The following is a 12,257-nucleotide window of genomic DNA, read 5'->3' on the forward strand; positions in this document are numbered from 1 at the left end:
GATATACCTCAATCGTAAAGATTGTGACTTGGCTGTCCTGCCATCATCAACGCACCGTCCATTGCATCTCCTTTTGGAGACACTATCCAACGTTGCGCTGCTGGCGATAACCAATCAAAAATACGTTCGGCAATACTGCCCATTAAACAGATGTTTTCTGCCCCACGTTGATGCAAGGCGGTAAGAAACATCTCAATATCACTGGCGGTTTGCATCAGTAATTTTTTTGCAAGAGGATCATTGAGATAGGCATACTCAAAAATCTGTGGTGAAAACTGACCGTAATCTCTAGGCAAGGCGGTCTTTGACCATTCAACAATATTGTCAATGTCATTGTTAAAATGCGTCATTACGATGTCGGCCAAAGGAGAGGAATCCAAAATACCGTCTTGAATAAGCAACACATCTTGAATCAACCTTAGCCCCATGATAGCGCCGCCTCCTTGGTCAGAAATCGGAAACTCACGCCCACCAACGACGTGCTGCGTTGTACCTGAAATAAACAGACCAACAGAGCCTGTGCCCGCTATCATGATGGCGCCATCTTTGCCTTCATGAGCGCCCAAACATGCACCGTAGCCGTCGGTATTTAGAGTGATACTGGCAAATGGATGCGGGGCTGATAGTAAAGCGAGGTAACTGGCTTTATGCTCTGCGCCTGCTAGTGCTAGACCCACGTCGACTTGGTTAAAGTAGGAGTTATCCAAACCACCTTGTGTCAGCGCAATGGAGATCGCTTCGATGATTGAGGTTAAAGCAACCTCAGCCCCCAACATGATATTGGCGCTACCACTTTTGCCTTCACCGATAATCGTGCCATCTTTATCTAGAACTCTGGCGCGACACGAGGTGCCGCCCCCGTCGATCCCCGCGATGAATCTAGCCATGATGCTCACCTTTGCTATCGCTATGCTTTAGTGCCACGGCCAACAGATACCATGCAGCATGAGGAATCCACTGCTCACCCCAACGCCAGTTTTGCAGCATGTCGTCTTTTTGATTTCTGGGGTTAAATGCAATATCTCGTTCATCGTCAAAGCCGCCAGTAATGCCGTTACAGATACCGCCATGGGCATTGAAAAATCCTAGCTGCGGTAGATAATCGGGGTTATTAAAACCGTAACCGTCTAACATACACATGTCATAGGGGTTCAACCCTAATATCCAGTCGAGGCAGTGAGTAGCATAGCTCTCTAGCTGTTGCTTTAATGAACTGTCCGAGGCTACGTCCTTGGCAATCAAAGCCATGGATGCGAGAGAAGCAATACGGGCATTTTCACCTTGCCACCAATATCCAGATTCGTTGTTATGTGGAATGAAAAAGGCAGAGCGTTTCGGCTCATCAACACCTTTTACATACTGTCTTGGGTAGCTAAAGGGGTTAAATAGTTCAGCGGTTACTGTTAGTTCAAATTGACAGGCTTGTGTGACTAATTGCGCGAAACGTTGTTGACGTTCAAGGTTAGTTTCAATAGCGAGATATTCTGCTAATGCAATGACAGGTAATCCAGCTTCAGCAGCGTGGTAAAATGGGCGAGAACCGTCACAATCACTAGACCAGAAAAAATCGTAGTTGTCGTCGGCTTTGGCTCGCAATGCTAATGAGTCCGCCCAGATTCTCGCTTGATCTAAATAAAGGTCTTCACCACTCGCTTTATAAAGCTCGACCGTTGCCAGCAGTGCACAGTACTCATCAATGATATTAGTAATGCCGTCGTTGAGGTATTGCGTATTATGCTCTTGTAAGTGCCAATAGCCTTTTCGGGCTATCTCAATAAAATTCGCTGCTTGGGAAGAGGTGGCCGACTCAGATTGGCTCGCTTTGGCAAGAGCGGCAATAGCGATGCCAGCACCTTGTCGAAAACCCGCTTGATAGTCTTGTTTCTTGTGACCTAATTGAGTCTCGTAGGCACAGATATCGCGCTGTTCGACATCTTTGCTCCACTTGTCAAATACGGTCATGTAAAAGTAACCGTCGCTATGTTGCATGCGAGCAATAAACTCGGCGCCGTAAAGCGCTTCCTCTTGTAAACGTGCACGCACAAAGTTTGGAGCGTCTTGTTGTGCGAACAGGATATCGTCCGCTTTCAGCATATTCCAAACCACCATTGGAGTTTGCTGTGGATTGAGGTAATTGGCGTAGGAAAGGTGGCTTAGATATTTACTGACATCTCCAGAAGCATCATACCAACCACCGTGCACATCGGCGGTTTCATCGCTGCCGATAATACGCGCTTGCCTATCGTGTTCATCGAATTGTCCACCGCAGCGTTGAGATTTGAAATAATGAATGACATCAGAAAAACTGCGCGTTAATAGATTATGTTCTTCAATAACAAAATCATGAGAGCGAACGGACTGGTAGCGAAGGTAGTAACGTCCCGCCTGCTGATACTGACTGAAGTCGATAGTAAAAAACACCCCACAATGCCAGTTGTCGACAGATTGTCCGCCTTCGAGTGTGAGCTCTAGAACGGTGTTTTCAGAATACGCATCAACTAAATATGCAGTCGTCACTGGATGATGTGGATCAGTACACATCAACACTGCGCGTTTCGCATTGTTTACCTGATAGCCAATATGATTAGTGAGCAATTGCATCGTTTTTTCATTCACCTGTCGAGAAGAAGCGCTCCCATTACAGGAGCGTTTAATTAGTTTTCGTAGAGATAACAACGTACAAAATGGTTATCGGCGAGTTTGGTCACTGGCGGTAAGGCTTCCGTACATTTACTGGTTGCGTGTTTGCATCGACCCGCAAATGGGCAACCAACGGAGGCTGGTGTCCAGAGTGGAATCTCGCCTTTATTACCTTCCAACTTCTCATGAATAGATTTCTTCGGATCCGGTACCGCAGAAACAAGAAGTTGGGTGTAGGGATGTTGAGGGTTGGCTATGACCTCATCGGTATCGCCCCATTCCACCATATGGCCGACGTACATCACCGAGATATCTTCTGCGATATAGCGAGCGGTTGCGATATCGTGAGTGATGTAAAGCAATGACATTTGTTTCTCAAACTTCATCTCTTCCATCAGGTTGAGAACGCCAGCGCGAATCGAGACATCGAGCATAGAAGTTGGCTCATCAGCCAGGACAACTTCTGCTCCAACCGCAATATTCCTCGCTAAGTTAACACGCTGCCTTTGACCACCTGAAAGCTGGTGAGGGTATTTGGCTGCGGTTTCTTTAGGTGGAATTAAACCCACTTGATCGAGCAGATCGTATACTCGCTCTTCTAGCTCTTTTTTGTTGCTTTTCGACACCTTGTTATGGATCAGCAATGGACGTGCAATATGATGAAAGATCGTGTGTGTTGGGTTTAATGAACCAAACGGATCTTGCCATACCATCTGCACGCCTTCGCGGTATTTCATCAACTCACTGCGCGCTTTGATCTCTTGAATATCACGGCCGCGATATTTAATTTCACCACCACTTGGGGCATACATTTTGGCGATCATTTTTGCCGTTGTTGATTTGCCAGAGCCTGACTCACCAACCACCGCAAGGCCGCGACTTTTGTACATTTTGAATGAGACGTCATTGATAGCACGCATCATTGGTTGTTTTAGCGTATTACTGTTTATTGCGAAATCTTTGACAACATTTTTGCCTTCAATCAGCAGTTCACCATAGTTGCTCATAATGTTTCTCCAGAAATTCCTTGTATAACTTGCTCAGTTCGTTGCTGATTGCTTATGACAACTCTTGCGATACAGCGATGGTGTCGCCATATAAGTGGCAGTTAGAAAAACGGTTCGGTTCAATTTGGCGTAACTTCGTTGGTACGCGGGTACACGTTTCATGGACACGATCGCACCGTGCTTGGAAGCGGCAGCCTTGTGGAATCTCCAATAGGTTTAGTGGATTACCTGGAATGCCCGTTAACTTGGTTTTAGGACCTGTTAAAGGAGGGAATGAACTTCCCAGTCCTTTTGTGTACGGGTGGTAAGGTGAATCTAAAATCTGTTGTGAAGGGGCAACTTCAATAAGCTCACCGGAATACATGATCCCAATGCGATCTGAGAACTCCACCATAAGTGAAATGTCGTGGGTGATGAACAAGATCGAAAATCCAAACTCCTCTTTGAGGGCATAGATCTTTTGCAGAATCTCACGCTGTACAACCACATCAAGCGCAGTGGTTGGCTCATCCATGATGATCATTTTCGGGTTGAGGGCGAGTGCAATCGCAATCACCAAGCGCTGACGCATACCACCAGAAAACTGGTGCGGGTAGTCGTTTAGACGGCTCGGATGAATATCAACAATCTCCAATAAGCCTTGAGCACGTCTTACGGCCTGTTCACGAGTCATATTGGTATGGCGCATAATAACGTCACAGAACTGCTCTTCCATGGTAAGTACAGGGTTCAAAGCATTCATGGCGCTTTGGAACACCATAGACATTTGGCTCCAGCGGAAGGTTTGCATACGATCATCACTGTATTGAAGGATATCTTCGCCATTGAAGATCACTTCTCCACCTGAAATAAACGCGGGTGGCTTGTGCAAGCGCATTAGTGAGAAGGCAACGGTTGATTTGCCACAACCAGACTCCCCTGCAAGACCAAACACTTCGCCTTTACCGATATCGAAACTAACATTGTTGCACGCTCGAACATCGCCTGCCTCAGTGATGTAATCTACGCACAAATTGCGAACTGAAATTAGTGGTTCTGACATGATTAACGATCTCCGCTCCAAAGTGCATTTTGTGGCGCGACTTGTACTTCGCGTTCCTGTTTGTCTTGTTCTGCGATTTTCTTCCAGCGTTTAAGGCCTTTGTGAGAACGAAGTTGTGGGTTGGCAATTTCATCGACGGCAAAGTTAAGCAGTGCTAAGCCGGTAACAAGAAGAGTCAACGCGATACATGGAGCTAGAATTTCCCACCATGCGCCAATCAGCATGGCTGAGGAAGTTTGTACGTTATAAAGCATGATGCCCCAGCTGATGGTGTTTGGATCACCCATACCCAAGAAAGAGATAATGGCCTCCATCAAGATGGCGTAAGACACTGAGCCGATGAAACTTGCACCAACAATTGAGATTAGGTTTGGTAGCAGCTCAACAAAAATGATGCGTAGTCGTGATTCACCAAGTACTTCAGCCGCTTTTACGAACTCTTTTTCTCGAAGTGATAAGGTTTGTGCACGAATAACCCTTGCTCCCCATGCCCAAGAGATGGAGGCAATAACGACCGCGATAGTCATTGGCCCCGCCTCACCAACGAAAGCGGCAACAACAAAGAGAAGAGGCCAGGGCGGAATCACCAGCATGATGTTCATTGCCGAGGTCAGTACACTATCAACACGGCCGCCAAAGTAACCCGCGGAAATTCCGATTACCGTGGCTAACACGCATACGATTAGGCCAGCACTAAAACCCACCATCAGCGATACGCGAGCGCCGTAAGCTACTTGAGACCATACATCACGCCCCATACGCGTGGTTCCCAATACATGATCTGCCTTTTTCGACATGAGTAACGTTCTACGATCATCCGCTAGATTTTGCGCTACCCAGCCGTCTGGGTTAGCTTGTGCTAACTTAACCACCGCTGATGGGTATTCGTGAGGGTTACCCGTTCGCTTGTCTGGAGCATGTTTGGTGACTAGAGGTGCGGCAATGGCCACAAACATAAATAAGCCAATGATAATAAGTCCAATGCGCGCCGTGGTATTACGCCAAACTAAAGAGAGAAAACCTTTCATGACTATTTACCTCCCTTGCGTAGACGTGGGTCTAGCACGACATACAACATGTCAGCAGCCAAGTTAAAGAACAGCATAAAGAGCGTCATAATAAGAAGTTGTCCTTGCAGTACTTGGTAGTCACGAGCATGAATCGCATTTAGCATGACACTGCCAAGCCCTGGATAGTTGAAGATGATTTCGACAATTAACTGACCACCAATCGCCATACCTAACGCCATGGAAAGCGCGGTGACACTTGGTAGGAGCGCGTTACGCGCTGCGTAGTTGAATACCACGCGGTTTTCACTTAAGCCCTTACCGCGAGCCATGGTGATGTAGTCTTCTCCCAACAAGTTGATCATGTTGTTACGCATGTTCACTAGAAAGCCGCCGATTTGAATGATTGTGGCGCAGAATAGGGGAAGCGCTGCGTGATAAAGCATATCTTTGATAAATGCCCAGCTTGTCCATTCAGGAATGGTGCCTGGGGTATACGCATAGCCCGTAGGAAACCATTTCAGGCCTATCGCAAAGATGAACATAGCTAACATGGCAATAACCACAGGTGGAATCGCCTGAATAATGAGCATTCCAGGGGTAACGAATGTGTCGAAACGAGAACCGCGCTTCCAAGCTGCGAAAATGCCAAGAACCGAGCCGATAGAGAAAGACATCACGACAGCGGTGCCCGCCAGAAACAGTGACCAACCGAATGCGCCGCCTAACAGCTCACTAACTGTTAATGGGAAGAACTGAACCGAAACACCAAGCTCCCAACTTAAAATGTTCTTCATGTACGTTAGATATTGAACGAATAAATTACCGTCAACAAAGCCCAGCAGCTCTCTCATTGCTGCAATACGCTCCGGTGTAATTTGCACCGTTGTATGGGCAAACATCATAGTGACCGGATCGCCCGGCATCGCCCTTGGAATAATAAAGTTGATAGTAGCCGCAACTAATAGTGCTACTGCATATAATGACAAACGTCTTAAAAAATAACCCATAACTCACACCTTAATTACCCAGCTTTTCCTTGGCTGGCTACGCCGCCTCCAAATTAGAGACGAGCAATCCCCTGACGACGAGCGCCAAACATCAAATAGACATAGAGAGGGGAAGAAAGCGGTACGGATGTACCGCTTTTAGTTTGTGTTTACTTAACTGGTTTTAGGTCCAGTACGTGTAATAGACGCTCTGGAATACCTGCCCAGATATTTGGACGACCTTTAGGATTTTGCTCGTTCCACCAACCCGCAAAACGAGTGGTGTTGTATTGGTACATGTAAGCACCTGACATCACTGGAATAGTGACTTGGTCTTGAGCAATGATCTTTTGGATGCCATGAGCAATTTCTAGCTGCTCATCTTTATCTGCCGTCTTGTAGAAGCTATTTAGCAAGTTATCTAGCTCAGCATTCTTATAGAAGTGCATTGCAAAGCGAGGCATACCGTCACCAGCTTGAAGCGTTGAGTTATAACCAGAGTTCCAATACGTGTATGGATCTGCACCGTGGAAGTAGTTGGTATAAGCGACGTCGTAGTTACCTTCTAACATTGCTTGATTATAAACAGAGAAATCAGGCGTACGAGCTTTGGCTTTGATGCCCGCTTCAGCTAGTTGCTCTACAGCAAGTTGAACCGTGTTGTTAAAGTCTGTCCAGCCGTTAGGTGATTGGATAAAGAGCTCAAATGATTTACCTGATGGAGTGTCTACAAAGCCATCGCCATTCACATCTTTAAAGCCTGCTTTTTCTAGCAATGCTTTTGCACCGTCAACATCGTAGCTGTTGTAGCCTTTGTATTTATTGTGAATCGCTTCGTCAGACCAAGTGGCGAATGCGTAGCCAAGGCCAGAAGCGAAGTCATTCACAGTACCGCCGCCATAGAAGGCGATGTCGATGATAGTTTGACGGTCAAGAGCCATTGAGAATGCACGACGGAAGTCGACGTTAGTAAGGGCTTCTTTTTTCGCAGCATCATGGTTTTTGAAGTTAACAACAAATGCTTGTGTACCCGCTGGTGGATACCAGTATTGATGGTTTGGAGAAGCGGCAGCATAAGTGCGGTCGATGTCAGGAATGAACGATGATGTCCAATCCATTTCTGAGTTAACAACTTTGCCTAGGAACTGGTCGTTGTTAGCAATTTGTGGAACACGCAGACAATCAACCTCTAGGTTGTCGTTGTCCCAGTAGTTAGGATTACGACATTGAACGTATAGCTGTGGAGTGAATGTATCGATCTCAGTAAATGGACCAGAACCTACAGGATTTTCGTTAGTGAAGGTCGTTGGATCTTTAACGTCTTTCCACACGTGCTCAGGAACCACTGGCACTTTAACAATCTCGTATGGGACGTTAGAGTTTGCTTCTGTTAGATAGAACTTCACTTGGTAATCATTCAGCTTTTCAACTTTCTCTACCCAAGAGTTGATGCCGCTTTGGTCTAGTGCTGGATTTTGCTGCACTAGATTGAATGAGAATAGAACATCATCGGCGTCGAATGTTTCGCCGTCAGACCATTTCACACCTTTACGGATATCAAAGGTCACTGTTTTTAGGTCATCAGACATTTTGAAGCCTTCAGCCAAACGGAATACTGGTTTGTTGCCATGCATTTCGTTGAAAACAACTAAAGGTTCGAATAGGAAATCTGTCGTAGTATGCAGGTTGGTCGCACCCAGATAAGGGTTAAAGTTGCGTACAAAAGTGTTGAACTCTTTCGGGTGGATGGTCAGTTCGCTGCGTTCCGCTGCGACGGTAACAGAGCTAAAGCCTGTTACTGAGGTTGCGATAATTGCTGTCGCTAGTGCTGTTTTTTTAATATGCGCAAGCATAGCTATTCCTTACTATTTGCTTTTGTTTCACTGGAAGGTAAGCCTACCTTCCTCACATTGTGCTAAAGCCTACCTCTTAACATGTGTCCTAAAGAGTGGCCTGTAGGCCTTAGGCGTTATTAAGAAAACACCTTAAAAGATAATTTATCAATTACTGTTCCCGTTAAAAACGTCAAAATAGTATTTTGACACGTCAAAAACGTCAAAAATCGATGGCAATGAGTGTTTTTTGAACAAATTTGGTGGTGGGTAAACATCACATTTTTAAGTGGTAAAAACAGAGTTTGTTAGTGATTACAAACCAGGTGTATCTTTATTTATAAAGCCTTGAATTCAGTTTTAGATTTGCTGTGACTATGATCACTAGGTGAATTTAAACGTTAATTTTTAATGGAAAATTGAGTGAGCTATTTGTTGTGATTACTATCGCAAATTGATGAATAATCCGTTCTTTTGGCCTCCATTATCGCGACGAATACACTCAATTAGATTTGATTAATGTGTTTTTTAATACTTAATTAACGGCGAGAAAATTAAGTGTTTTGCGTCAAAAGATGCTTTAGATTGAAGTGAGCACTGAAGACTTAAGTAACACTAACAGAGAGAATTTTCGAACAGCAGAGGACAGCTTCTGTATGTGAGGGAAAGTTTGTGTGGATGTGCCTGAGAGAAAAACTGCTCTCAGGCGTTGGAGAATTATTCGCTATGGAAGATCTGCTCGGTTTCTAATGACGTCATTTGTCTGATTTGGCGCCACAGGTAGTAGAAGATGCCAACCATCATCAACATACTTGGAATTGCGATGATAGGGTAGCTATATAGTGTGAGCTTACCAAGCTCCTCGTTAAACGCTGGTGTTCCTGCTGGGCTGGTAACAATCCATGTTGCTAAGAAATAGTTCATCGCTGAGGAAAAAGCAAAAGTACTCGCAAATAAGTAGTTTGAGGAGACTAAGCAACGTTCGAAGCCTTCGGTATTACCATTCTCATTCAAGCGCTGTTTGATTAATGACAGATTAAACACGCTGTCATTCAAAATCATCTTTTGCATGAATGGGTAACGAGTAAATGTTGAGCCTAGTACCGCTAAACCGATTAGGCCAGGAATCAGGGCTTCTTTAAAGGCCAACCAGCGCGTGTCTAGTTCTAATAGGCCTATACCACCGGTCAATAGGACGCTCACGAAGCCTAGCGCAGCGATAAAGTTAAACTTATTGTTGCGGATTAGGTCCATGCCACCGTACACGACAGGGAAGAGTAAAGCGACAACCAACGCCATGGTCGTCCCTAGGTGTTCATCACCGCTAAATTTCATCAAAATGAAGGACGGGATGAAAACGTTAAATAGGATTTCAAATAGGGGATTCGACTTTTTAGCCGTCGCGTTATTCATAATATCTTTCAGACTCTACTTTATTGACTGCTAACTACACGTTGCAAGGCAGTGTTCAACGCCAAGAAGCAAGTGTAAAGCGTTAACTGGTGAAGTTATGTAACGATATATTAACTAGCAGGGTTTCGATGCTCATTTGATAACGTTACTCGCTTAGCGTATTGAGTGCTAGTAGTAATTGTTTAGTACGACTGAAAAACGAAAAAGGCGCATGGATTTCTCCATGCGCCTTCTCTAAATTTGGTGGCCCCTCGCAGACTTGAACTGCGGACCAATCGATTATGAGTCGACTGCTCTAACCACTGAGCTAAGGGGCCGATAGGTGGATGATTATAGGGGAAGGGACGCTGGGTGTCTAGACACAATAAGGGGTAATTGCGCTTGCTTTTTAATCACTTAAACCGCATAAAACAAAAAAGGTGAGCTAGTGCTCACCTTTTTGCTAAATTGCTTACGAATTACTCGTCAAGGAAGCTGCGCAGGGTCTCTGAGCGGCTTGGGTGACGCAGTTTACGTAGAGCTTTCGCTTCGATCTGACGGATACGCTCACGCGTTACGTCGAACTGTTTACCCACTTCTTCTAGAGTGTGGTCAGTGTTCATATCGATACCGAAACGCATGCGTAATACTTTTGCTTCACGAGGAGTAAGACCTGCTAGCACGTCTTTAGTCGCCACTCGTAGGCTAGTCATTGTTGCTGAATCAACAGGCAGCTCTAGAGTAGTATCCTCAATGAAATCACCTAGATGCGAATCTTCGTCGTCACCAATTGGTGTCTCCATAGAGATAGGCTCTTTAGCGATTTTTAGTACTTTACGAATCTTATCTTCCGGCATTTGCATACGTTCTGCCAATTCTTCTGGAAGAGGCTCACGGCCCATCTCTTGAAGCATTTGGCGAGAAATACGGTTCAGCTTGTTGATCGTTTCGATCATATGCACTGGAATACGGATTGTACGCGCTTGGTCTGCGATAGAGCGAGTGATTGCCTGACGGATCCACCATGTCGCATAAGTTGAGAACTTATAACCACGGCGATATTCAAACTTATCTACTGCCTTCATTAGACCGATGTTACCTTCTTGGATCAGATCCAAGAACTGTAGACCGCGGTTGGTGTACTTTTTAGCAATCGAAATTACGAGACGTAAGTTCGCTTCAACCATCTCTTTCTTCGCACGACGAGCTTTCGCTTCACCGATAGACATACGACGGCTGATGTCTTTGATGTTTTGAACAGAAAGCGATGTTTCTTCTTCAATGATGTCTAGTTTTTGAATCGAACGACGAATGTCATCTTCGTAACGTTTGATTTTCTCTGCGTAAGGCTTGTCAGAGGCAAGTACTTCATCTAGCCAAGCTTCACTTGACTCATTACCAGTAAAGACGGCAATGAAAGACTTCTTAGGCATCTTGCCGTATTCAACAGCTTGACGCATGATCAGACGCTCTTGAGTACGTACACGATCCATAGAAGTGCGCAATTCGTTCACTAGGTGATCAAATTGTTTTGGTGTCAGACGGAATTCTTTAAAGACTTCTTGGACCAACTCATGTGACTTAGCCACCTGTGGGCTGTCGTAACCATATTCGTTGATAACCAGTTGAAGGTCTTGATAGCTATTACGAAGCGCAGTGAACTTCTCTAGAGCAAGTTCAGGGTCGATACCTGTATCTTCTTCCTCTTCCTCACTATCGTCATCTTCATCAACGTCTTCGTCGTCTTCATCTTCCAGATCTGCTTCAGAAAGCTCAGAACCGATGTGAGTCGCCGTTGGCGCTGTCGTTTCTTCTTCGTTTGGATCGACGAAGCCTGTGATTACGTCGGTAAGGCGAAGCTCTTCAGCTTGAACCTTGTCAAACTGTTCAAGAATATAAGGGATAGTGCCTGGGTATTCAGCTACAGAGCTTTGAACTTGGTTGATACCGTCTTCAATACGTTTCGCAATGTCGATCTCGCCTTCGCGAGTCAATAGCTCAACGGTACCCATTTCACGCATGTACATGCGCACTGGGTCAGTTGTACGGCCGATTTCACTTTCTACACTTGAAAGTGCCGCTGCAGCAGCTTCGGCAGCATCTTCATCAGTGATGTTGTTGTCATCATTCAGAGCAAGGTCATCAGCATCAGGAGCAGTTTCTACTACCTTAATACCCATGTCATTAATCATCTGAATAATATCTTCTACCTGTTCAGAATCGACGATTTCTTCAGGTAGGTGGTCATTTACTTCTGCGTAGGTCAGATAGCCTTGTTCCTTGCCCTTAATGACAAGTAATTTTAGCTGTGACTGCGGATTTTGGTCCATAGACGATATCCAACTTAA

At 45.3% G+C, this 12,257-nt stretch carries 9 protein-coding genes and 1 tRNA gene; all 10 read right to left on the bottom strand.

From position 1 onward, the window contains the following. Positions 1 to 8 precede the first annotated feature (8 nt). The 10 genes from HOP38_RS01585 to rpoD all read right to left on the bottom strand — a co-directional run bounded on the left by HOP38_RS01585 (position 9) and on the right by rpoD (position 12,239). A complete protein-coding gene (locus HOP38_RS01585; protein ID WP_198557292.1) occupies positions 9 to 887 on the bottom strand; it encodes a glucosamine kinase nucleotide-binding domain-containing protein in 879 nt (292 codons plus the stop codon). Continuing rightward, entirely contained in the window at positions 880 to 2,601 is a 1,722-nt protein-coding gene (locus HOP38_RS01590; RefSeq protein ID WP_198557293.1) for a glycoside hydrolase family 9 protein, read from the bottom strand. Before HOP38_RS01590 ends, HOP38_RS01585 begins: the two co-directional genes overlap by 8 nt. 53 nt (positions 2,602 to 2,654) lie before the next feature. Continuing rightward, positions 2,655 to 3,647 carry an ABC transporter ATP-binding protein gene (locus HOP38_RS01595; RefSeq protein WP_031494295.1) on the bottom strand — a complete coding sequence of 331 codons (993 nt, stop codon included), beginning with the start codon at positions 3,645 to 3,647 and terminating at the stop codon, positions 2,655 to 2,657. Between the two features lie 52 nt (positions 3,648 to 3,699). Beyond that, positions 3,700 to 4,689: an ABC transporter ATP-binding protein gene (locus HOP38_RS01600; RefSeq protein WP_006075060.1), complete on the bottom strand. Its 990-nt coding sequence runs from the start codon at positions 4,687 to 4,689 to the stop codon at positions 3,700 to 3,702. 2 nt (positions 4,690 to 4,691) lie between these two features. Next, positions 4,692 to 5,717 carry an ABC transporter permease gene (locus HOP38_RS01605; RefSeq protein ID WP_006075061.1) on the bottom strand — a complete coding sequence of 342 codons (1,026 nt, stop codon included), beginning with the start codon at positions 5,715 to 5,717 and terminating at the stop codon, positions 4,692 to 4,694. Positions 5,718 to 5,719: 2 nt separating this feature from the next. Then, positions 5,720 to 6,706, bottom strand: coding sequence for an ABC transporter permease (locus tag HOP38_RS01610; RefSeq protein WP_006075062.1), 987 nt, complete (start codon positions 6,704 to 6,706; stop codon positions 5,720 to 5,722). Positions 6,707 to 6,855: 149 nt separating this feature from the next. Next, positions 6,856 to 8,538 carry an ABC transporter substrate-binding protein gene (locus HOP38_RS01615; protein WP_006075063.1) on the bottom strand — a complete coding sequence of 561 codons (1,683 nt, stop codon included), beginning with the start codon at positions 8,536 to 8,538 and terminating at the stop codon, positions 6,856 to 6,858. A gap of 696 nt (positions 8,539 to 9,234) precedes the next feature. Beyond that, a complete protein-coding gene (locus tag HOP38_RS01620) occupies positions 9,235 to 9,930 on the bottom strand; it encodes a VC0807 family protein (protein WP_124940604.1) in 696 nt (231 codons plus the stop codon). A gap of 241 nt (positions 9,931 to 10,171) precedes the next feature. After that, positions 10,172 to 10,247: transfer RNA gene (locus HOP38_RS01625), tRNA-Ile, on the bottom strand. A 141-nt stretch (positions 10,248 to 10,388) separates the two neighbouring features. Beyond that, positions 10,389 to 12,239 carry an RNA polymerase sigma factor RpoD gene (gene rpoD / locus HOP38_RS01630; RefSeq protein ID WP_006075065.1) on the bottom strand — a complete coding sequence of 617 codons (1,851 nt, stop codon included), beginning with the start codon at positions 12,237 to 12,239 and terminating at the stop codon, positions 10,389 to 10,391. Positions 12,240 to 12,257: the final 18 nt, after the last annotated feature.

The sequence above is a fragment of the Vibrio mediterranei genome (assembly GCF_013364395.1).
Classification (GTDB): Bacteria; Pseudomonadota; Gammaproteobacteria; order Enterobacterales; family Vibrionaceae; genus Vibrio; species Vibrio mediterranei.

Bases quoted from the DNA above. Each gene is read 5' to 3' on its own strand.
- HOP38_RS01590 (WP_198557293.1), bottom strand. From the start codon at position 2,601: ATGCAATTGCTCACTAATCATATTGGCTATCAGGTAAACAATGCGAAA.
- HOP38_RS01600 (WP_006075060.1), bottom strand. From the start codon at position 4,689: ATGTCAGAACCACTAATTTCAGTTCGCAATTTGTGCGTAGATTACATC.
- HOP38_RS01615 (WP_006075063.1), bottom strand. From the start codon at position 8,538: ATGCTTGCGCATATTAAAAAAACAGCACTAGCGACAGCAATTATCGCA.
- HOP38_RS01585 (WP_198557292.1), bottom strand. From the start codon at position 887: ATGGCTAGATTCATCGCGGGGATCGACGGGGGCGGCACCTCGTGTCGC.
- HOP38_RS01595 (WP_031494295.1), bottom strand. From the start codon at position 3,647: ATGAGCAACTATGGTGAACTGCTGATTGAAGGCAAAAATGTTGTCAAA.
- rpoD (WP_006075065.1), bottom strand. From the start codon at position 12,239: ATGGACCAAAATCCGCAGTCACAGCTAAAATTACTTGTCATTAAGGGC.
- HOP38_RS01605 (WP_006075061.1), bottom strand. From the start codon at position 5,717: ATGAAAGGTTTTCTCTCTTTAGTTTGGCGTAATACCACGGCGCGCATT.
- HOP38_RS01620 (WP_124940604.1), bottom strand. From the start codon at position 9,930: ATGAATAACGCGACGGCTAAAAAGTCGAATCCCCTATTTGAAATCCTA.
- HOP38_RS01610 (WP_006075062.1), bottom strand. From the start codon at position 6,706: ATGGGTTATTTTTTAAGACGTTTGTCATTATATGCAGTAGCACTATTA.